The following is a 20,698-nucleotide window of genomic DNA, read 5'->3' as shown; positions in this document are numbered from 1 at the left end:
CGTCGGAGAAAGACGGATTTAAACCGCCACCGCTCGCCCTTCCGTATGACATGCGCTTGCACGAATACCAGGCGAAGCAGGTCTTCGCCGACGCGGGGGTTCCCACACCCGCATCTCAGCTGGCCGAGACAGTGGACGAGGCCGTCGACGCGGCCGAGGAGATCGGCTACCCGGTCGCGATCAAGGCACAGGTACACGTCGGCGGCCGCGGGAAGGCCGGCGGCATCAAACTCGTCGAGAACAAAGAGGAGGCCCGCGAGGCCGCCGAGGCCATCATTGGGATGGACCTCAAGGGGTATCACGTCTCGACGGTGCTCGTCGAGGAGGCCGTCGACTTCGTCAACGAACTGTACGTCGGCGTGACGATGGACCGCGGCGAGGGCAAGCCCGTCGCGATGGTTTCGACCAAGGGGGGGGTCAACATCGAGGAGGTCGCCGAGGAAGACCCCGACGCCATCGCCCGCGAACACATCGATCCCGCGTTCGGGATGCATCCCTTCCAGGCCCGGAAGGTCGTCTACGAGGCCGGCGTCGACCGCGACGTGGCCAACGACGTGGCCAGCGTCCTGACCACGCTGTACCAGCTCTGGGACGACCGTGACGGCAGCGACGTGGAGGTCAACCCGCTGATGATCACGGCCGACAACGAGGTCATCGCCGCTGACGCGGTCATGAACATCGACGACGACGCCCTCTTCCGCCAGCCCGAAATCGCGGAGATGGGCGAGGAAGCCAGCGAGGGCGACGAACTCGAACAGAAGGCCGACGAGTACGGCTTCGACTACGTCCGCCTGTCGGGCAACGTCGGCATCATCGGCAACGGCGCCGGCCTCGTGATGACGACGCTGGATCTGGTCGACTACTACGGCGGCGAACCCGCCAACTTCCTCGACGTCGGCGGCGGCGCGAAGGCCCAGCGGATCGCCAACGCGCTCGACATGGTCTTCTCCGACGAGAACGTCGACTCGGTCGTGTTCAACATCTTCGGCGGGATCACCCGCGGTGACGAGGTCGCCAACGGGATCAACCAGGCCCTCGAACAGTTCGACGAGATCCCCAAGCCCGTGACGGTCAGACTCGCCGGGACCAACGCCGAGGAAGGGATGGAGATCCTCAACGAGGATCTGGTTACCGTCGAGCATACGCTGGAGGACGCCGTCCAGCGTGCAGTCGAGTACGCAAAGGAGGTGGAAGCATGAGTGTTCTAGTCGACGAAGAGACACGCGTCGTCGTGCAGGGTATCACCGGTGGCGAAGGGAAGTTCCACACCGAGCAGATGCTGGAGTACGGGACCAACGTGGTCGCCGGCGCGGTCCCCGGCCGCGGGGGCCAAGAGGTCGCCGGCGTCCCGGTCTACGACACGGTCCAGCAGGCCGCCCGCGAGGAGGACGCAAACGCCTCGGTCGTGTTCGTGCCGCCGGCGTTCGCCGCCGACGCCTGTTTCGAGGCGCTAGATGCCAACGGGCTCGACCTCGTGGTCGCGATCACCGAGGGAGTCCCGACCCAGGACATGAGCAGAGTCTACCGCAAACTCCAGGAGACCGACACCCACCTCGTCGGGCCGAACTGTCCGGGCGTCATCACGCCCGGCGTCGCGAAACTCGGCATCCTGCCTGGCAACATCTTCTCGTCGGGTAACGTCGGACTCGTCTCCCGCTCGGGGACGCTGACCTACCAGGTCGTCGACAACCTCACCAAACGCGGCATCGGGCAGACCACCGCCGTCGGTATCGGCGGAGATCCGATCATCGGGACCGACTTCGTCGACGCGCTGGAACTGTTCGAGGCCGATCCCGACACCCACGCCGTCGCGATGTGTGGCGAGATCGGCGGCGAGGACGAGGAGGAGGCCGCCCGCTTCATCGGCGAACACATGGACACGCCGGTCGTCGGCTTCATCGCCGGCCGGACGGCACCGCCGGGCAAGCGGATGGGCCACGCCGGTGCCATCGTCTCCGGGAGCGGAACCGGGACCGCCGAGTCCAAGATCAACGCCCTGGAGAACAACGGCGTTCCGGTGGGAGACACGCCAGAGGAAGTCGCCGATCACGTCGAGGACCTGCTGTAACGGTCTCCTATCGACACAGGAGCGGACTATCAACTGGAGAACAACGGCGTCTCGCCGAGCGAAGTGAGGCGAGGCTCGATAGGCGAGCGCAGCGAGTCTATCGGCGTTCCGGTCGGGGACACGCCTGAGGAAGTCGCGGATCACGTCGAAGATCTGCTGTAGGTTACACGCTGAAACTGCCGACGGTTTCTTATCCCCCGTTTTCGTAGGTCGCGAGCATGGCCGATACGGTGGCGTGTCTGGTGGTCGACGACGAGGGTGGGACCGTGCGGTCGGCGTTGCGCGACGCCGACGGCGTCGCTTCCGAGAGGATCGACGGCGATGCACTCACGGACCGGTTGGGCGGTGGCGACACGGATATCGTGGTGATCCGGGACGACCCGCCTGACTGGGACGGCGTCGATCTGTTTCTCGCGGCCCGGACGAAGTCCTCCCTCCCCGTCCTGCTGGTGGGAACCGATCCCGCTCCCGATCGGATCGAGACGGCGATCGCCGCCGGCGTCACCGACTACGTCTGCTGGACGGATGCCCCATCGCTGGCGGCCCGCGTTCGCGGCTACGCGACCAGGCCGATGCTGGACCCGTTCGCACAGGCAGCGGAGTACGCCGAGTTCGGGAGCGGCCTCGCACACGACGCGAAAAACCCGCTGAACGTCGTTACCGGACGACTGGAACTGCTCGACGTCGACGCGACACACGAGGACGCGATCGACCGCTCGCTGAGTCGGGTCGGGACGCTGCTGGACGAACTCTCGACGGTCGGGAAACTCGCCCGGCCGGTCGTCGACCCCGAACGGCTCTCCATCGAAACGGTCGCGACCAACGTCTGGGGGGAGATGAACGTCCCGAACGCGACGCTTTCGGTCACAGCGACCGGCGACGTATCCGCCGAGGACGGCCGGCTCCGTGAACTGTTCGAGCGCCTCTTCGACAATGCTGTCACACACGGTGGGGACGACGTCACCGTCGAGGTCGGCGAGACGGCCGGCGGGTTCTACGTCGCCGACGACGGCGGGGGAATCGACGACGCCGACAGAAAGCGGGTGTTCGAGGCCGGCTACGGGACCGCCCGCGACGGCGAGGGATACGGTCTGTACGTCGTCAAGCGAATCGCCGACGCCCTCGGGTGGCGCGTCGCCGTGACCGAAAGCGAGGCCGGCGGGGCACGGATCGACGTTCGGACGACGTGACCGGGGCGGTAGGCATCCCGAACCCGGTGCCGGAAGTTGCGTGATGGCAACCGCTTCCGGCGAAAACCGGACGTTCCAGCCGTCAGGAAACGCCTGACGTGAACATTCCGGTGTAGTTATTACAGAGGCATCGGTAGTTCGGACTATGCCTCATACATGCCGGAACTGCAAGCGGACCTTCGGAACAGAACTCGAACTCGAACTCCACCTCGACGTCTGCTCGGACGGACAACTGTTCTGTGACGACTGTGGCGAGCGGTTCTCGGAACGGGCCGCCACGGAGGACGGCTGGCACTATCGCTGTCCGAACGAGGACTGTGACGGCAGCGGGATCGGCGAGGACATCCACAACGTCTCCGACGCGCGGATCACCAACTGATCGGAGCCCCGGAGGACCTCCGACAGCCCGTCTGCACTACTCTGTCTGTCGTTTTCTCTCCTCGACTAACTCGTTGATGCGAGCGCACGCTCGCGCACACACCGGGACGTAGCCAGCGGCGAGTGGCGGGATCTCGAAGGCGACGACGGTTCCACTTGGCCCCGGTTCGACCCGGTGTCCGGTCGCCGTGAGCCGTGCGACGGTCCAGGTCCAGCGGTAGCTCTCGCAACTGGTCACCTCGAAGGGGAACCAGGCCGCGTCGGCGACACGGACCCGGCCGGTCGTCCCGGCTTCGATGTACTGGTCGTCACACTCGACATCGGAGACGGACGGTCCCCACGCGGGCCACTGTTCGGTGTCGGTGAGGATGTCCCACACCGCGTCGGCTGGTGCGTCCACGTCCCGCCGGACGACGATCCGGCGGCCGTCGGGAGTCTGTTCGATCGTTGCCCTCGCGCCGTAGGGTGCCCACATTATCAGACAAGATAGGGCGGAGCCAAGGTATAGGTTGGTCCGGTCACAACCCCCGATCGAATGATCGACGCCCGGGACCTTCGGAAGGAGTACGGCGATTTCGTCGCTGTCGAGGGCAGCACGTTCTCGGTCGACCGAGGCGAGGTCTTCGGCATCATCGGCCCCAACGGTGCCGGCAAGACGACCACGCTGAAGATGCTCGCCGGGTTACTCGACCCGACCGGCGGCGAGGCGGAGATCGCCGGCCTGGACACCGAGACGACTGAGATGCGCCAGCGACTCGGGTTTCTCCCCGAGGAGTCCCCGCTGTATGAGGAGATGACGCCGGTCTCGTATCTGCGATTCTTCGCCGACCTCTACGACGTACCCAAGGAGGTCGCCGACGAGCGGATGCACGAGACGCTGGACGAACTCCAGTTGGAACACCGCGACCGGAAGCTGGGGGACATGTCCAAGGGGATGAAACGGAAGGTCGCCATCGCCCGCTCGCTGATCAACGATCCCGATGTCCTCATCTACGACGAGCCTGCGTCCGGGCTAGACCCACTGACGACGAACTACGTCATCGAGTTCACCGAGCAACTGGCCGCCGAGGGCAAGACCATCGTCTTCTCGGCGCACAACCTCTTTCACGTCGAGTCGATCTGTGACCGCGTCGCGATCATGAACGAGGGGGAGATCGTCGCCCGCGGCGACTTGGAGGCGCTCCAGCGCGAGTACGGCGAGACGCGGTACCAGGTCTACACGACCGTCGAGGTCCCCGACGCGGCCCGACGGAACGGCCACTTCGTCCGGGAGGTCGGGAGCATGGACGCCGTCGAGGAGACGCGCTCGCTGGCCCAGGACCGGGGCGGCGAGGTCGTCGACATCCGGACCGAGGAGTCGAGCTTGGAGGAGGTGTTCCTCAACGTCGCGGAGTCCGGGACCAGCGGCACCCGCTACGTCGGTGAAGACGGGGAATCGGGGGACGGGGCGTAGATGCACCCGCGGAAGCTCCTCCGGATCGCCAAGTGGGAAGTGACGAAAAACGCCGGCGGCGTCGACAAGCGGACGATCGTGGTGATGGCACTCGCGATCCTGGCGATGGGTGTCGTCGCCGCGACGGCCGTCGGCGGCGGCGGAGCGGCCGCGCTCGACCAGGGAATCTATCGCGTGGGCGTCGAACAGTCCAGCCCCTATTACGCCGTCGCGGCCAGCGATTCGACGTTCCAGGTCCAACAGCCCGTCCCCGGGGTGGCAGCCGGAACCCGTCAGGAACTGACCTTCGAGGGGACGACCCTCCAGCACGCCCCCAGGACGCCCAAACAGCGGGCAGCGCTCGCCGAGTTTGGCGGGAGCACCGAGCGGTACAACGACGAGTTGCTGGGCCGGGACGACAACCGGACGGCGGCGTTCCCGGTGACGGTATCGCTGCGCTACGCCGAACAGGACGGCCCGAGCCTGGTCGATCCCCGGACCGGTGGCGACGGTGGGACTGACGGCGGGAGCGGGGACGGCACTGCCGACGGCGGGAGCGGAACCGGCGGTGGTGACGGTGCGAGCGACGGCGCTGCTGGCGGGGGCGACGACGGTGACGGAGCCGCAAGCGGTGGCGGCGGCGCGAACCTCGGGAGCCTGGGTGCGCGGCTCTCGGGCGACGTGGACGGCGGGACGCCCGGCGACATCTCGCCACCGTTCCCCTTCGAGTCGCTCGTGCTCGCCTTCCTCTATATCGTTCCGATGAACTTCGTCATCCAGGCCTACGGCTCCTCGATGCTCTCCGAGCGGCTGAACCGGCGGGGAGAACTCCTGCTGGTAACCCCCGCATCCCGGGCGGACATTATCGGCGGCAAGACGCTGCCGTATCTGCTGGGGGCCGTCGGCGTCGCGGCGGTCATCACCGGCGCGCTTCGGCTGACCGGTATCGCGCCCAGCGGGAGCCCGATCGCGGTGCTGGCGGTGGCACCCGTCGCGCTGTTGTTCCTCTCGGCGACGTTCTGTGGCGCGATGTTCGCCCGCTCGTTCAAGGAACTCACCTTCGTCACCGTCACGATCACCGTCACGCTGACCTCCTACGCGTTCGTGCCGGCGATCTTCACGGACGTGACACCGATCGCGCTCATCTCGCCGCTGACGCTCGTGGTGATGGACCTGACCGGACAGTCGATCGAACTCGCGGAGTTCGCGTTCTCGACGGCGCCGCCGTTGTTGACCGCGTTCCTGTTGTTCGGACTCGGTGCCGGACTCTACCGCGAGGAGGACATGTTCACCCAACGGTCGATCCCGCTGAAGGTGCTCGATACGCTGTCGGGGCGGATCAACTCCCGCTGGAGCGCGTTCAAGATCACCGTGATCCTGTTGCCGCTGATCATCGTCGCGGAACTGGTCGCCATCGCGTTCCTGTTCGTGCTGGACTCGGTATCGCTGAACGTCTTCGGGACGAACCAGACGCTGGGGATCGTCCTGATCCTCGTGGTCGTCGCCGTCGTCGAGGAGCTAGCGAAGAGCCTCCACCTCTATGCCGGCTACACGAACGCCAAGTACGAGGCGACGCTCCGGTCGGCGCTGGGACTGGGCGTCCTCTCGGGGCTGGGCTTTTTCGTCGCGGAGAAGGGCCTGCTCATCGCCCGGCTGGCGAACCTCGATACGCTGCCGATCGGTGAGGCTGCGCTCCAGGGGGCCTCGGCACCGGCCGGCACCCCGCTCTGGCTCGCTGGCGTCCTGCTGTTGCTCCCGCTGGCGTTACACACCGTCACGGCGAGCATCTCGTCGGTCGGCGCGACGCGGGGCGTGCGGGGGTATCTGCTCGGCATCGGCCTGGCGATCCTCGTTCACTTCGCCTACAACTTCACGGTCGTCACGGTGGTGAGCGGCTATGTCTGAGGACCGCTCGCTGCTCTCCGACGCTCGGCTCCGGATCGCCAGACGCGACGTGGCCTCGCTCTCCCGGGAGAAGACGATCGTGCTGGCGTTGCTGATCCAGCTGTTCGTCGCCGGCTTCTCGTCGTTCCTGGTCGTCGGGCTGACCTCGCTGTACGACCCCGGCTCGGTCGCGACGAGCGAGGTCGAGGTCGCCATCACCGGCGACGCTCGGGCCGAACTCGTCGAGGCATCTCGGGAACACCCCGAGACAGACGTGGTCGCCTTTGCCGACGCCGAGCAGGCCCAACGGCAGTTCGACCGCGGGGAGGTGGATGCGCTGTTACGGGCCGACTACCAGGAGCGCGAAGAGAGCGACGGCCGGGCGATCGGAGTGACTGCGACGATCCCCGAGGGGAGTATCCGTTCGACGCTGATCGTCGTCCAGATCAGGCAGTTGCTGGGGACGCTGGAACGACAGGAGCGGCTTGACCGGTCGTTCTACCTCGACGAGCCGCCGGTCCCACGACCGCCCGAGATCGGCGCCAGCCCGTACTTCGGCTTCACCTACACAGTGTTGATCCCGCTGTTGCTGTTCCTGCCGCCGTTTATCAGCGGCTCCGTCGCGGTCGATACGATCACCGAGGAGATTGAGCGCGGGACGCTGGAACTGCTCCGTGTCGCACCCGTCTCGCTGCTGGACATCGTGGAGGGGAAGGCACTCGGGATGACGGCCATCGCACCGGCCCAGGCGCTGCTGTGGATCGGCTTGCTCTCGGCCAACGGGATCGCGGTCAGCAACGTCGTCCCGATCGTCCTGTTCGTGACGGCCATCTCCGTCATCGTCGTCGCGATCGGGCTGGTCCTCGGTGTCACGATGGGGCGGCGGCGGCCGGCGCAACTGCTGTACTCGGTGTTGACGCTGGTGATCTTCGGCGGGGCGGTCGTCCTGCCGGAACACCCGTCGACGACGATGGCGAAACTCGCCGTCGACAGCCCGACGACGCTGACCTACGCCCACGTGGGCCTGATGGCCGCAGTGGCGGTCGGGGGCTATCTGGTCGTCCGACGATACGTCCGAACCGTCGAACCGGAGACGCTGTAGCTTTTTGTCGTCGCCGGCCCGCGTGTCGGTATGGAGTACACGACACTCGGTTCGACGGGGATGGAGGTCAGCCGCATCTGCCTGGGCTGTATGAGCTTCGGGACCCCCGACTGGCGCGAGTGGGTCCTCGACGAGGCGGAGAGCCGCGAGGTCATCGAGCGGGCGATCGATCTGGGGATCAACTTCTTCGACACCGCAAACATGTACTCGGAGGGCGAGTCCGAGCGCGTGCTGGGGACCGTCCTCGACGACTACGACCGCGACGCCCAGGTCGTCGCCACGAAGGGGTACTTCCAGATGGACGACGACAACCCTAACTCCGGCGGCCTCTCGCGGAAGGCGCTCGAACAGGAACTGGACAACTCCCTGGACCGACTGGGGATGGACACCGTCGACCTCTACCAGATCCACCGCTGGGACGACGACACACCGATCGAACAGACGATGCGGACTCTGGACGACGCGGTCCGGCGGGGGAAGGCCCGCCACGTCGGCGGCTCCTCGATGTGGGCTCACCAGTTCGCCCACTCACAGCGGGTCAGCGAGCGGGCGGGACTGGAGCGGTTCGAGACGATGCAGAACCACTACAACCTCCTCTATCGGGAGGAGGAACGCGAGATGCTCCCGCTCTGTGATCGGGAGGGCGTCGGCGTGATCCCCTGGAGTCCGCTGGCTCGCGGCTACCTGACCCGGCCCCACGAGGAGTTCGAGGCGACCACCCGCGGGGAGACCGACGACTACGCACGGGAACATCCCTACTTCGAGGGCGGCGGCCGCGAGGTCAACGAGCGCGTCGAGGAACTGGCCGACGAGTACGACGCCTCGATGGCCCAGATCGCACTGGCGTGGGTACTGGAACAGGACGCCGTCGACGCCCCAATCGTCGGGACCTCCAGCGTGGAACATCTGGAAGAAGCCGTCGAAGCCCTGGAGATCGACCTCTCGGACAGCGACATCGAGTGGCTGGAAGCGCCCTACGAACCGGTCCGGGTCTCGGGCCACGAGTGAGACTGGCGGGTGAACGGCGGCCGAACGCACTGTTCGCTCCATCGATCGAAACGATGGATTTGCTCGATTCCCAAAACATTCTAGAGGCTACATTTATTACGCTCGGTCGCCGAGGTCCTTGTACGGTGTCTGGTACCAATGCACAACCCCGAATCGAACGGGACCGACGGTCGTCGCTCGGAACCGTGCTGTCAGTCCGCCAGTAGCTTCGAGCACTGGTTGACGGGGCTGGTTGGCCTCGCCGTGACGGCTCTCGTCGCACTCGTCGCGTACTCCTCGGTCGTCTCGATGGCCGAGCCGCTCCGGTATCTCTCCTCGACGGCTGTGCTCTTCCTCTTTATCTCGCTCTGGATCGCCTTCTGGGCCGTCCTGGAGGTCCTCTGGGAGTGGCGTGCGGGACGGCTGGTCGCCGGCTGACCGAGTTACGGAACCCGTCCGCCGGCGGCACTCTGTTCGTCCTCCCGTGGATGCTGGAACAGCCGAACCAGCGGCGTCCCGTCGTCGGTGCTGACCGGCTCCACACAGACCCGGTCGAACTGGCTGTCGTCGCCGAGTTCGACCAGCAACCCCTCGTCGTGGAGCGATGCCGACGAGAACGCACTCCCACAGACCGGACAGACGACGGGCTCGTCCGGTTCCGTGTCTGCGCTCACCCGCGGACCTCCGTCGCGACCCGCTGTATCGTCTCGTAATCGTCGTCCGAGTACGCGATCAGGCGCACGTCGGTCAGCGACGCCGGTTCGAACGCGTCGACGACCTCACAGATGATGCGGATGCCGTCCTCGAAGTCGAAGCCGGCGATCCCACAGCCGATCGCCGGGAGGACGAGCGACTCACACGAGAGCGCGTCCGCTTCCGAGAGCGCGTTCCGCGTGGCGTCCCGGATACTCCGGGCCGTCGACTGGCCGCCCGGTGGCATCGCGGCGGCGTGAACGACGTAGTCGGCGTCGAGGTCGTAGGCGTCGGTCGTCGCGACGCCGCCGAGGTCGACCGGTCCCTTGGCGACGGCCTCGTCGGGCAGGCCCGACCCCGCGGCCCGCTTGAGCGCGCCAGCGACGCCCGATCCCATCCGCAAGCTCGTGTTCGCAGCGTTGACCAGTGCGTCGGCCGACTGCTGGGCGATGTCTCCCTGGATGACCTCGAACTCCATACGCGAGCGGTCGGCGTGAGCCCAAAAAGAACTACTGGCGACCCTGTGACTCAGTCTCACGAAACCCCGAACCCTCTCCAGTCCCTCCTGACGACTATGGACCTGTTGCGCATGGACTGGCGCGACGTTGGGTTCCTGCACTGGGCGGTCGACCCCGGGACGGTCGCCGAGACGCTGCCCGACCGGCTGTCGGTCGACACCTACGACGGTGACGCCTACCTCGGTGTCGTCCCCTTCCGGATGGCCGATATCAGGCCCCGCGGGAGCCCGATCGGCCGATCCTTCGGCGAGTTGAACCTCCGGACATACGTCGAGGCCGACGGCGTCCCCGGCGTCTACTTCTACAACCTCGACGCCGACGACGTGCTGGGGGTCGGCGTCGCCCGCCGGCTGTTCCAGTTACCCTACTACCGCGCCCGAATGCGCGTCGACCGGCGGGACGGCGCGGTGCGGTTCCGGAGCCGCCGGACCCACGACGGCACCCCCACCGCCCGGTTCGACGCCAGTTACGAACCCGACGGTGTCGCGACGACGCCGGAACCGGGCTCGCTGCCGGCGTTCCTCGTCGAGCGGTACCGCTTCTACGTCGACAGCGACGGGGGGCGGCTCTACTACGCCGACATCGACCACGAACCTTGGGAGCTTCGACCCGGCGCGGCGACGGTCCGGCGGAACGACCTGTTCGAGGCAAACGGGTTCGACACTCCCGACGGTGAACTGCTCGTCCACGTCAGCGACGGGCTCCCGGTCACCGCCGGGCGACTCCACCGGCTCTGAGGCCGGCAGACTGATGGCCCGACGCCGCTCACTCCCACTGTGCTCTCGCTCACTCCGCTGGAGGCAACGATCGGGCCGGTCTCGTTCTGTCACTGGCCCGTCGACAGGGCGGGGGTCGCCGGGGCGGTCCCACAGTGGGCGACCGTCGAGACGGCCGACGACACCGCCTGGCTGACGGCAGTCGGATACACCGTCGAATCGATCCGGGCGTTGGGCCGGTCTATCGGTGGCTCCACGGATGTCGTCACCGTCCAGGTACCGGTCCGTGGCCCCGCCGACCAGCGCGGGGCGTATCCGCTCGCGGTCTTCCTGCCGCGGGGACGGCTCTCGGAGGCGCTCTCGCTGTTTTCCTTCCCGGTGGAACCCGCTTCTGTCGAGCACTCTCTCAACCGCGGTCGCCTGCGACGGACCGTCGCCGTCGCGGACCGACAGCTACTCGCCGTCGAGCACGACGCCGATCTCGACGTAGCTTCGGCCGCGCCGCCGGACTCGCTGGCGGGCTTTCTCGCGGACCGCGAGCGGTATTTCCTCGACGGCCCTCCGGGCAGGGCGTTGGTCTGTAGCGTCGGCCAGCCGACCTGGCGGCTCCAGAGCGTGACCGGTTCCTGCCGGGAGCAGGTGTTCCCGTGGCTGGGGCTCCCCGTTCCGACTGGTGAGCCGCTCGTCCACGCCAGCCCGGGCGGGACGATCGCATTGGCCCCGCCGGTCCCGGCCGGACTGGACTGACCGTGGGGTACAGTTAGTAGCCCGTGGGTAGGGTATCCTCCATGGTCGGAACGGAACGGGCCAGTCTCTGGGCGGGTCTCGTCTCGGTGGTGGTGACGAACGCCGCGATCCTCTCGGCGACGCTGGCATCACCGGGGTTTCGCTGGACCGACAACGCCCTCTCGAACCTCGGACAGCCCGGCCACGCCGTCGCGACGCCGCTGACGACGCTGTTGTTCGACGGCGGCCTCGTCGTCGGCGGCGTGGTCGGCGTCGGCTTCGCCTACGCGCTCTGGACCGGCAGCGGGACCGTCGGGAGGGCCGCCGTCCCGGTATTCGTCGCGGCGATGGTCTCGATGGCCGGGATCGGCGTGTTCCCGCAGTCACAGCCGCTGCACGGCCCCGTCGCGATCGGGTTCTACGTCCTCTCGATGGGAGCGATGGCACTCTCCGGGATCGGCGCGCTCGTCACCGGTGGCCGCCGATATGCCGCGATTACGCTCGCCCTGACTGGGCTCCACGTCGGCGTCTGGTACGGCTGGACCACCGGTGGTCCGGTGTTCCGGGATGGGCTTGCGATTCCCGAAGCGGCCGGCGCGGCCGTGGTCACCGCGTGGGTCGTCCTCGTCGCGGTCACGCACCGTCGGCCACTGTGGACCCTCGCCGGCGGACCGGGGGCACCCGCCCCGGACGACAGTGAACGCTAAGTTCGTGGCGTGGCATCTGGGAACATCGCCATGGTTGCCATCGAGACGACGGGCCTCGCCCGGCGGTTCGGCGACGTGACGGCACTGGCCGACCTCACGCTGACCGTCGACGACGGCGCGCTGTTCGGGCTGCTCGGTCCGAACGGCTCCGGGAAGACGACGACGATCGAACTGTTGACCGGCCAGCGTGAACCCAGCGACGGGAGCGCACGAGTCGTCGGGGAAGACCCCGCCACGGACCCGCTCGCCGTCCGGCGGGCCATCGGCATCCTCCCCGAGCGCGAGGACCCGCCGAGTTTCCTCACGCCCAGAGAGTACCTCACGTTCGTCGGCGAGGTCCGGGAGGTCGAGGATATCGAGTCCCGCATCGACGAGTGGGCCGAGCGGCTGGAGTTCGAGGGCGTCCTGGAGGCGCTCGCGACGGGACTCTCGGAGGGCGAGCGCCAGCGGGTGATGCTCGCGGCGGCGTTCCTCCACGAGCCGGAGCTGGTCTTCATCGACGAGCCGCTGGTCAACCTCGATCCGATCATGCAGGAACAGGTCAAACAGCAGCTGGCGGCCTACTGCGAGGCGGGCAACACGGTCTTTCTCTCGACGCACTACGTCGACGTGGCGGCCGAACTCTGTACCCAGGTCGGGATTCTCGACGGCGGCCGCCTCGTCGCCGAGTGTGACCCCCGCGGGATGTCCGAGGACGAACTGCTGGAGTACTTCATCGCGGAGGTGGGTGCCCGGCCGGAGGCGACCGCATGACCGCCGCCGTCTTCCGCTGGATGGTCCTGGAAGAGTGGCGGCTCCACAGCGACCTCTTCGGTGGCGCCCGGTTCGGTGCGTTCCCGCTGGCGATCGCGGCCCTGACCGGGCTGGCGACCTGGCTGCTAGGCGTGACAGGCACCGGGACGGCGACGGTCGCCGGCGGCCTCGTCGCCCTGGTCGCTTTCTTCGGGCTCCAGGTCGGGACAATCGGGCTGGTCGGCCGTGACGCGCTCCGTGACGTACTCGGCGACGTGACCCTGCTGGTCTTTTCGGCCCGGACGCTGCCGCTGTCCTTCCGGCGTTTGCTCGCGACGTTTCTGGTGAAAGACGTCTGTTACTACGCCGCGCTCGTGTTGACACCGGTCGTAGCGGGCTACGGCGTCGTCGCGGTCCTCACGGGCGGCTCGGTCGCCAGCGTGGCGCTCCTGTGGGTCGCTGTCGTCGCGGCGTTCGCCTTCGGCGCGTCGCTTTCGCTCACGCTCATCGCGGTCGCCAGCCGGGCCAAAGCGGCACTGCTGGCAGTGCTGGCTGTCGGGACTGTCGCGGTCCTGGTCGGGAACGTCGATCCGGTGGCGTACACGCCTTACGCGCTCTATGCGGCACCCAGCCCCGCGACAGCCTTCCAGGGGCTCGCTCCGACGGCAGTGCTGGCAGTCGCCGGCGTCTGGCTGTTCGATCCGACTACCGACGCCGACGACGGTGGGGGGACTCGCTGGCTCGACGGGCTGTTCACGACCGTCTCCGATCCGCTCGCGCGGCGTTCACTCCTCGCAGTCAGTCGTTCCTCGGGGTCGGTCTCGAAAGTCGCGTTCTCGATGGGGGTCCTGTTCCTGGTGACGGCGCTGTTGCTAGAGCAGGTGACACAGGCGACGGGAATCCGCCCCCATTCGGGGATCGCCTTCGGGACGTTGCTGGGGCTCGGGACGTTCACGACGTACAGCTGGGTGACGCAGTTCGACGATCCCCGCGAGTACCTGCGGTTCCCGGTGACGTACGGGCGGGTCTTCCGTTCGCTCCGGCTGGCCTATCTCGTGCTTTCGCTGGCCGCCGGTGTGGCGTATCTCGCACTCGCCGCGCTGTGGTTCCCGACCCCGCAGCTCGCAGTTGGCGTCCTCGTCCTCCCGGGCGTAGCAGTGTACGTCTTCGGGGTGACGGCCTTCGTCACCGGGCTCTCGCCGAACGAACTGCTGTTCGATACGCCGCTGTTCCTGGCGTTCGGCGCAGCGCTCGGCGCACTCGCGGTCCCGTTGCTCGTCGCTGCGCTGGCAGTCACTGCCGCGCCGACGCTGCTGACTGTCGGTTCGGTGGCGCTTGCGACCGTCGCGGGCGTGATCGGCGCGTGGCTCACTCGCCGTGCTGGTCCCCGTTGGGACCGCCGACTCCGTTCGTCCTGAGTCCAGGTCACGTGGCTATAAGTACGGATGTACCGATTGTCCAGTACGATAGATAGAGGAATGACAGGCAGCTACCAGATACGGGCACTCGTTGTCGACGACAGCGACTTCTTCGCCGAGATGACCGCCGACACCCTGTCCGAAAAGCACGGTATCGACGCGACGGCGGTGAACAACCCAGAGAGTGCGCTGGAGCGGATTCGAGCGGAGTCGTTCGACTGTGTCGTCAGTGACTACGAGATGCCCGAGATGGACGGTCTGGAGCTGTTGCGCTCGATCCGGCAGTTCGAACCGACACTCCCCTTTATTCTTCTGACGGGTCGGGGAGACGAGGAGACGGCGAGCGAAGCGATCGCTGCCGGCGTCGCCGATTATCTCCTGAAACTCGAAGTCGTCGAAGACAAGCAGTACGGCCGCCTCGCCAACCGCATCGAGAACGTCGTCTCACAGAACCGGACACGCAAGAAGTTCGAGTCGCTCGTCGAGAACTCGCCGGACGGGATCGCCCAGTTGGACACTGACGGGCGGTTACTGTCTGTCAACCCGGCGATGGCCGAACAACTCCGTGGGGAACGGACCGAACTGACCGATCGACAACTGACGGCTGTCATGGACACCGAAACCGCGACTGCCCGTATCGAGGCGACGCGTGAGGCCGTCGAAACCGGAGACCCCGTTCACACCGAAGATACTGTCGCCGGCCGATACTACAGCAACCAGTTCGTCCCCGTCGACGGCCACCGGGGAACCGAGTGGGTCCAACTCGTCTCCCGAGATATCACCGGACGGATCGAGCGCGAGCAGGAACTCCAGCGCCAGAACGAACGTCTCGACCAGTTCGCCAGCGTCGTCAGCCACGACCTCCGGAACCCGCTCAACGTCGCAAGCAGCGCGCTGGACCTGCTGTCGGAACCGGACGACGAGACCGAAGCCGAGTACCACGCGAAGATCGACCGGTCCCTGGATCGGATGGCCGCGATCATCGACGACGTGCTCGCACTGGCCCGGAACGGCCAGACCGTCGACGAGCCCTCGGTCGTCTCGCTGTCGACGATCGCGACCGACGCCTGGGACTACGTCGAGACTGTCGAATCTGAGCTGATCGTCACTGACGATTTCACGTTCCGGGCCGACCCCAGCCGTCTCCGGGACATGCTCGCGAACGTCTTCCGTAACGCTGTCGAGCACAACGACAGTCCTGTCACTGTCGAAGTCGGGACGCTGACCGACGGAACCGGCTTCTACGTCGCCGACGACGGTGACGGGATCGACGACGGGGTCGACGACATCTTCCAGATGGGTAACTCCACTAGCGAGGCGGGGACCGGCATGGGCCTGGCGATCGTCAGCGAGATCGCGACCGCCCACGGGTGGACGGTCGAGGCGACCGAGAGCGACACCGGCGGCGCGCGGTTCGAGGTGACCGGCGTCGATCCCGTGTGAGACGGACTTTTGCCTCCCTGGCCCCAACCACCGCTGATGGCACTCCGGGGCGTCGTACTCGATCTCGATGGGACGGTGTATCACGGCGACAACGTGTTGCCTGGCGTGGACGGCTTCGTAGAAACTGTTCGTGGGCGTGACTGCTCGCTCTGTTTCTTCTCGAACAATCCGATCCACGACGGGGACGACTACGTCCAGCGGCTCCAGGGGCTTGGCGTCGACGCACGGCCGGGTGAGGCCTGCTCCTCGGGCGTCGTCACGAGCGAATACCTCCACGCGGAACACGCCGGCGACGAGGTGTTCGTCATCGGGAGCGACGCGGTCCGCGAACAGATCCGTGACACTGGCGCCACCCTGACTGACGAGCCAGCGCCAGCGGACGTGTTGCTCGCGTCCTGGACCGACGCCTTCCACTACCGGGATCTGGCGGCCGCACTTCGGGTCGTCGGGAACGACACGACGTTCCTGGGGACCGATCCCGACCGGACGTTCCCCGACGAGAACGGCGAACCGGTCCCCGGGTCGGGCGCGATCATCCGCGCCGTCGCGGGCGTCCTCGATCGGGACCCCGACCGCATCCTCGGGAAACCCTCGGAGGTGGCGGTCAGGGCGGCACTGGAGCGACTCGACTGCACGGCCTCAGAGTGTCTCGTCGTCGGTGACCGCCTCGACACGGACATTCGAATGGGCGAACGAAGCGGGATGACCACCGCGCTCGTGACGACCGGGGTATCCGACCGGGAAGCAGTCGAACACAGCGACGTCCAGCCCGACTACGTTGTCGACTCGTTGGCAGAGGTCGTCCCGATCGTCGAAGAACTGACCGCGAACTGACTCGCTCGTCGCTCCCATCGCTTGAGCTACACGTTTATGATGCAGCCCCGCGTAGCGTTGAATGGTGATACCAATGGGCAAGAACATCCTGATGATCGTCGGCGACTTCGGCGAGGACTACGAGATCATGGTGCCGTTCCAGACACTCCAGACAGTCGGCCACGAGGTGGACGCGGTCTGTCCGGAGAAAGAAGCCGGCGACACGATCAAGACGGCGATCCACGACTTCCGGGGCGACCAGACGTATCTGGAAGAGCGGGGGCACAACTTCGAACTGAACGCCACGATGGCCGAGATCGACCCCGAAACGTACGACGCCCTGGTCGTCCCTGGCGGGCGCGCTCCGGAGTATCTCCGGACCTACGACTCGGTCATCGAGACCGTCCAGCACTTCTTCGAGGCCGACAAACCCGTCGCGGCGCTGTGTCACGGCCCCCAGATTCTCGCTGCTGCGGGCGTCCTGGACGGTTACGAGATGACCGCCTATCCCGCCGTTCGCGCGGAGTGTGAGGCTGCGGGCTGTTCGTGGGTCGACGAGGTAACGACCGACGGAAACCTTGTCACCGGCCAGGCCTGGCCCGACCACCCGGAGTGGGTCGCGCAGTTCATGGAGCTGCTGGGTGACGAAGTGAGCCACGGCGACGCGGCTATCGCGGCCGACGACTGACGCCGGCCACACCGGCGTTGGTTGTTGGTGGGGTGTAAGACGCCCACAGCTCTAGAATAAACTTACAACAACGTGAGAGTGGTCAAAAAACGAACGGTTTATGGGACCAGTCTCGTTAGTGGGAGACGAATCATGGTCGACAAAGCGGACCTTCGCGAGCAGTTCACCGAGGCGTTCCAGGACGCAGAGTACCCCATCTCCAGCCCGATGGATCTCGTACCGGCGCTGCCGGCCGGGCCGTCGACGAAGTTCGAGTCCGGGGAGTTCTCGATGACTGCGATGGAACTCAACACGAAACTCGACGGCGAGTTCCCCTACGACAGCGTCGACGACTTCGTCGACGACGTGATGGCGTCGCTCGAAGACCAAGACCTCATCTGATCGGCGTCACCGCTGCGACCGCCGTCACTGCCAGGACACCCAGTCCGAGCAGGAGGTAGTTCGCCAGCGTGTTGTCCGCTCGCGCGAGATCGAGCGTGTAGGTCCGTCCCGACAGTGGCCACAAGGGCGCGATACCGGCCGGCGTGATGATATCTGCCAGTAGATGCGCGAGGACACTGGTCGTTCCGACGAGCGCGCCGAACGCTCCCAGGAGCATGGCGGAGCGCGCGTCGGTGGACGCACCGACGGCCCAGCCGAGGCCACCCAACACTCCGCCGACGACGCCGGCAAACAGGAACGTATGGGTGATCCCGCGGTGACTCACGAGCGGGAGCCGCTGATCGTAGTCGGGCACGGGTACGAGTCCCAGTGAGAGCGCGCCGCCCAGGACCGCCAGGTCTGGGAGGTCGGCGACGAGCAACCCCAGCCCCAGTGGCGCGTACACGAGCAGGGCCGTCCCGTAGTGGCCGAGCCGGTACATAGCTGCCAGGAGAGGGTCCACCTGTTTGAATCTGCTGCCCGGTCGTTTATGAGCCGTCCACTCCTAAGCCACGCATGGCTGTTATGTCGGTTGTGCGGACACTGGTGGGGACGTTCGGACCGTTTCTGATCCCGGCGACGCTGTTTGTCCTCGGTGCGATCGGCTACCTCGTCCTCTGGGTCATCACCCGTTCACGGCGGGAAACATACGTAGCGGACGAATGATTCGACCGTTAGCAAATGTTGTTTCACACCAGCACACTTTTACATTAGACTAGTCTAATCCTCTCGTATGTTGAGTGCGAAGATGGAGGACTATCTCAAGGCGATCTATCGGCTCGAACGGGAGGACGGGGCGCCAGTCGCCACTTCGACGATCGCCGAGACAGTGGGTGTAACCCCGCCGACAGCGACGAGCATGATCGAGAAACTGACCGACCAGGAGTTTCTCGAACGCGAGAAGTACAAAGGTGTCACCCTGACGCCGGAGGGTGAGACCATCGCGCTGGAAGTCATCCGCCACCACCGGCTGCTGGAGACGTTTCTCACGGAGGAACTGGGCTACGACTGGGCGACGGTCCACGAGGAAGCCGAGATCCTGGAACACCACATCAGCGAGGAGTTCGAACAGCGCTTGGCCGAGGCACTGGACGATCCCGACGTCGATCCCCACGGCGATCCGATCCCCAACGACGCCCTGGAGCCGATCGAGGACGTACCGGTATCGGTCCTCTCGGACTACGACGAAGGGGTCCGGCTGGAGGTCGCTCGCGTCCGGGACCGAGAGCCCGACGAACTCACGTATCTCGACGGAGTGGGTATCACTCCCGGGACGGTGCTCAGTATCACCGAGGTAGCGCCGATCGGGATGGTTACCGTCTCGCTCGACTCGGGGGGCTCGGTCTCGCTGCCGGAGGGTGTCGCGGACGCGATCCAGGTCCACCCGCCGGAGAGCGACCGCGCCGAGAACGGAGTGACCAAAGCGTGAGCGAGGTCACCTGGTTCACCGTCGTGTTCATCGCGGCCGGGTCGCAACTCGCTGTGTTACCCGGGGAAAAAGTCCAGTTCATCATCGCTGGCCTCTCGACGCGGTTTAGCCCCTATCTGGTCGTCGCCGCCGCAGGGACGGCCTTCGCCGGCTGGACGGCCATCGAGATCTGGCTGGGGAGTACGGTCCTGCAGCTCCTGCCCGGTATCGTACTGGACGCGCTGACGGCAGTCTTGTTTCTCGTGTTCGCGTACCTGTTGGTCCGGACAGCGCCCGGGAAAGACGCCCCCCAGCGGTCGCCCTCCAGCGCCATCACGACCGACGGCGGCGAACTGGACGTTCGTGTCCCGGTTCTGGACTGGAAAGTTCCCAACGCACTCGGGGGCTTTCTCCCGATCTTCGCCATGATGGCCTTCGGCGAGTTCGGCGACAAGACCCAGATCATCACCGTCTCGCTGGCGGCGCAGTACGCCGCCCATCCGACGGCGATCTGGACCGGCGAGATGCTGGCGATCATCCCCGTGAGCCTCGCTAACGCGCTGTTCTTCCATCGATTCTCACACTCCTTCGACATCCGGAAGGCCCACTTCGCAGGGGCAGCCCTGTTCCTGTTTTTCGCGCTGGACTTCGGGCTGAAGGTGACCCTCGGCGTCTCCGTCTGGGAACAGCTCGTGACCACGGCAGCGAACGCCCTTCCGGTCTGAGCGGCCGACGAAACGCCTTTCTTCCGGCTGTGAAATTGTTGGCCCATGCGTGGCCTCGACGACACCGACCGCGAGATCCTCGATCTTTTGCTCTCGGACGCACGCCGACCGTACAGCGATATCGCCGAGCAGGTCGGCCTCTCGGCGCCGGCCGTCTCCGACCGGGTCGACAGATTACACGAGATGGGAATCATCCGCGGGTTCACCGTCGATATCGACCGCTCGCTGCTCCGGTCGGGCGTCCCCGTTCTGATCGACATCGACGCTGCGCCCGGGCGGGGAGAAGCCGTCGCCGCCGGGGTGGCCGACACCGACGCCGTCGAACACAGTTTTCGAACGGCGGACGATCACGTTCTCGTGACGGCCACCGTCCACCAGACCGAGGTGGGCGCGTTGCTGGACCGTGCTGTCGAGGACATGAGCGACGTGGCGGACTACGAGGTCCGACTGCTGGCCGACAGCGAGTGGCGGCCCGGCCTGGCCGGCCCGGAGTTCGCTCCTGATTGTGCCGAGTGTGGCAACACCGTCGACGAGGAGGGGGTCCGACGGACCCTCGACGGGGAGCCGTACTACTTCTGTTGTGAGTCCTGTGCCAAGCGGTTCGTCGACCAGTACGAGTCGTTGAAAGACGGAATCTAGACCGCCCGGCC

Annotated in this window: 26 protein-coding genes; 22 read left to right on the top strand and 4 right to left on the bottom strand. The window is 66.4% G+C overall.

Going from position 1 to position 20,698, the window contains the following annotated elements; all coding sequences use genetic code 11:
- The first annotated feature begins 50 nt into the window (after positions 1-50).
- From sucC to VJ109_RS01135, 4 genes are all read left to right on the top strand, one after another.
- A complete protein-coding gene (gene sucC, locus VJ109_RS01150) occupies positions 51-1,199 on the top strand; it encodes an ADP-forming succinate--CoA ligase subunit beta (protein WP_324758412.1) in 1,149 nt (382 codons plus the stop codon).
- Complete coding sequence (sucD, locus tag VJ109_RS01145; RefSeq protein WP_324758411.1) at positions 1,196-2,068, top strand: succinate--CoA ligase subunit alpha; 873 nt, start codon at positions 1,196-1,198, stop codon at positions 2,066-2,068. Before sucC ends, sucD begins: the two co-directional genes overlap by 4 nt.
- A 218-nt stretch (positions 2,069-2,286) precedes the next feature.
- Positions 2,287-3,258: a sensor histidine kinase gene (locus VJ109_RS01140; protein ID WP_324758410.1), complete on the top strand. Its 972-nt coding sequence runs from the start codon at positions 2,287-2,289 to the stop codon at positions 3,256-3,258.
- A 145-nt stretch (positions 3,259-3,403) separates the two neighbouring features.
- Complete coding sequence (locus VJ109_RS01135) at positions 3,404-3,637, top strand: HVO_2901 family zinc finger protein (RefSeq protein WP_276220992.1); 234 nt, start codon at positions 3,404-3,406, stop codon at positions 3,635-3,637.
- Between the two features lie 36 nt (positions 3,638-3,673).
- Here VJ109_RS01135 and VJ109_RS01130 read toward each other — a convergent pair whose 3' ends face one another.
- Positions 3,674-4,111 carry an SRPBCC family protein gene (locus VJ109_RS01130; protein WP_324758409.1) on the bottom strand — a complete coding sequence of 146 codons (438 nt, stop codon included), beginning with the start codon at positions 4,109-4,111 and terminating at the stop codon, positions 3,674-3,676.
- Positions 4,112-4,171: 60 nt separating this feature from the next.
- Here VJ109_RS01130 and VJ109_RS01125 point away from each other — a divergent pair, with 60 nt between their 5' ends.
- From VJ109_RS01125 to VJ109_RS01105, 5 genes are all read left to right on the top strand, one after another.
- Positions 4,172-5,089 (top strand): ABC transporter ATP-binding protein, encoded by a 918-nt coding sequence (locus VJ109_RS01125; protein WP_324758408.1) that lies wholly within the window; start codon positions 4,172-4,174, stop codon positions 5,087-5,089.
- Complete coding sequence (locus VJ109_RS01120; RefSeq protein ID WP_324758407.1) at positions 5,090-6,973, top strand: ABC transporter permease family protein; 1,884 nt, start codon at positions 5,090-5,092, stop codon at positions 6,971-6,973.
- The gene (locus tag VJ109_RS01115; protein ID WP_324758406.1) at positions 6,966-8,054 is read left to right on the top strand and encodes an ABC transporter permease; all 1,089 of its coding nucleotides are present in this window, start codon (positions 6,966-6,968) and stop codon (positions 8,052-8,054) included. The genes VJ109_RS01120 and VJ109_RS01115 overlap by 8 nt, the downstream gene beginning before the upstream one ends.
- 30 nt (positions 8,055-8,084) lie before the next feature.
- On the top strand, positions 8,085-9,062 hold the full coding sequence (locus VJ109_RS01110; RefSeq protein WP_324758405.1) for an aldo/keto reductase: 978 nt from the start codon (positions 8,085-8,087) through the stop codon (positions 9,060-9,062).
- Between the two features lie 138 nt (positions 9,063-9,200).
- A complete protein-coding gene (locus tag VJ109_RS01105; protein WP_324758404.1) occupies positions 9,201-9,479 on the top strand; it encodes a hypothetical protein in 279 nt (92 codons plus the stop codon).
- Between the two features lie 5 nt (positions 9,480-9,484).
- Here VJ109_RS01105 and VJ109_RS01100 read toward each other — a convergent pair whose 3' ends face one another.
- Entirely contained in the window at positions 9,485-9,715 is a 231-nt protein-coding gene (locus tag VJ109_RS01100) for a DUF8145 family protein (protein ID WP_324758403.1), read from the bottom strand.
- Positions 9,712-10,212 (bottom strand): macro domain-containing protein, encoded by a 501-nt coding sequence (locus VJ109_RS01095; RefSeq protein WP_324758401.1) that lies wholly within the window; start codon positions 10,210-10,212, stop codon positions 9,712-9,714. Before VJ109_RS01095 ends, VJ109_RS01100 begins: the two co-directional genes overlap by 4 nt.
- 96 nt (positions 10,213-10,308) lie before the next feature.
- On the opposite strand from VJ109_RS01095, the gene VJ109_RS01090 reads away from it, so the two are divergent.
- From VJ109_RS01090 to VJ109_RS01050, 9 genes are all read left to right on the top strand, one after another.
- Positions 10,309-10,989 carry a YqjF family protein gene (locus tag VJ109_RS01090; RefSeq protein ID WP_324758400.1) on the top strand — a complete coding sequence of 227 codons (681 nt, stop codon included), beginning with the start codon at positions 10,309-10,311 and terminating at the stop codon, positions 10,987-10,989.
- Positions 10,990-11,028: 39 nt separating this feature from the next.
- Positions 11,029-11,715, top strand: coding sequence for a DUF2071 domain-containing protein (locus VJ109_RS01085; RefSeq protein ID WP_324758398.1), 687 nt, complete (start codon positions 11,029-11,031; stop codon positions 11,713-11,715).
- Between the two features lie 41 nt (positions 11,716-11,756).
- A complete protein-coding gene (locus VJ109_RS01080) occupies positions 11,757-12,401 on the top strand; it encodes a DUF998 domain-containing protein (protein WP_324758397.1) in 645 nt (214 codons plus the stop codon).
- A gap of 30 nt (positions 12,402-12,431) precedes the next feature.
- Positions 12,432-13,154: an ABC transporter ATP-binding protein gene (locus VJ109_RS01075; protein WP_324760372.1), complete on the top strand. Its 723-nt coding sequence runs from the start codon at positions 12,432-12,434 to the stop codon at positions 13,152-13,154.
- Complete coding sequence (locus tag VJ109_RS01070; protein WP_324758396.1) at positions 13,151-14,551, top strand: hypothetical protein; 1,401 nt, start codon at positions 13,151-13,153, stop codon at positions 14,549-14,551. Before VJ109_RS01075 ends, VJ109_RS01070 begins: the two co-directional genes overlap by 4 nt.
- A 60-nt stretch (positions 14,552-14,611) precedes the next feature.
- Complete coding sequence (locus VJ109_RS01065; RefSeq protein WP_324758395.1) at positions 14,612-15,994, top strand: ATP-binding response regulator; 1,383 nt, start codon at positions 14,612-14,614, stop codon at positions 15,992-15,994.
- A 36-nt stretch (positions 15,995-16,030) separates the two neighbouring features.
- On the top strand, positions 16,031-16,828 hold the full coding sequence (locus VJ109_RS01060) for an HAD-IIA family hydrolase (RefSeq protein WP_324758393.1): 798 nt from the start codon (positions 16,031-16,033) through the stop codon (positions 16,826-16,828).
- Between the two features lie 73 nt (positions 16,829-16,901).
- Positions 16,902-17,495, top strand: coding sequence for a DJ-1/PfpI family protein (locus VJ109_RS01055; protein WP_324758391.1), 594 nt, complete (start codon positions 16,902-16,904; stop codon positions 17,493-17,495).
- A gap of 132 nt (positions 17,496-17,627) precedes the next feature.
- Positions 17,628-17,876: an MTH865 family protein gene (locus tag VJ109_RS01050; RefSeq protein WP_324758390.1), complete on the top strand. Its 249-nt coding sequence runs from the start codon at positions 17,628-17,630 to the stop codon at positions 17,874-17,876.
- Here the strand turns inward: VJ109_RS01050 and VJ109_RS01045 are convergent.
- Positions 17,869-18,357, bottom strand: coding sequence for a metal-dependent hydrolase (locus VJ109_RS01045; RefSeq protein ID WP_324758388.1), 489 nt, complete (start codon positions 18,355-18,357; stop codon positions 17,869-17,871). The genes VJ109_RS01050 and VJ109_RS01045 overlap by 8 nt on opposite strands.
- Before the next feature lie 92 nt (positions 18,358-18,449).
- On the opposite strand from VJ109_RS01045, the gene VJ109_RS01040 reads away from it, so the two are divergent.
- The 4 genes from VJ109_RS01040 (at position 18,450) to VJ109_RS01025 (ending at position 20,687) form a co-directional block, all read left to right on the top strand.
- A complete protein-coding gene (locus VJ109_RS01040) occupies positions 18,450-18,581 on the top strand; it encodes a hypothetical protein (RefSeq protein ID WP_324760399.1) in 132 nt (43 codons plus the stop codon).
- Positions 18,582-18,648: 67 nt separating this feature from the next.
- Entirely contained in the window at positions 18,649-19,344 is a 696-nt protein-coding gene (locus VJ109_RS01035) for a metal-dependent transcriptional regulator (RefSeq protein WP_324758387.1), read from the top strand.
- A complete protein-coding gene (locus tag VJ109_RS01030) occupies positions 19,341-20,048 on the top strand; it encodes a TMEM165/GDT1 family protein (RefSeq protein ID WP_324758385.1) in 708 nt (235 codons plus the stop codon). Before VJ109_RS01035 ends, VJ109_RS01030 begins: the two co-directional genes overlap by 4 nt.
- A gap of 45 nt (positions 20,049-20,093) precedes the next feature.
- Complete coding sequence (locus VJ109_RS01025; RefSeq protein WP_324758383.1) at positions 20,094-20,687, top strand: AsnC family transcriptional regulator; 594 nt, start codon at positions 20,094-20,096, stop codon at positions 20,685-20,687.
- Positions 20,688-20,698: the final 11 nt, after the last annotated feature.

The sequence above is a fragment of the Haloarcula montana genome (genome assembly GCF_035666295.1).
Classification (GTDB): Archaea; Halobacteriota; Halobacteria; order Halobacteriales; family Haloarculaceae; genus Haloarcula; species Haloarcula montana.
Note: the sequence above shows the minus strand (reverse complement) of the source record. Positions and strands in the feature narration are given on the sequence as shown.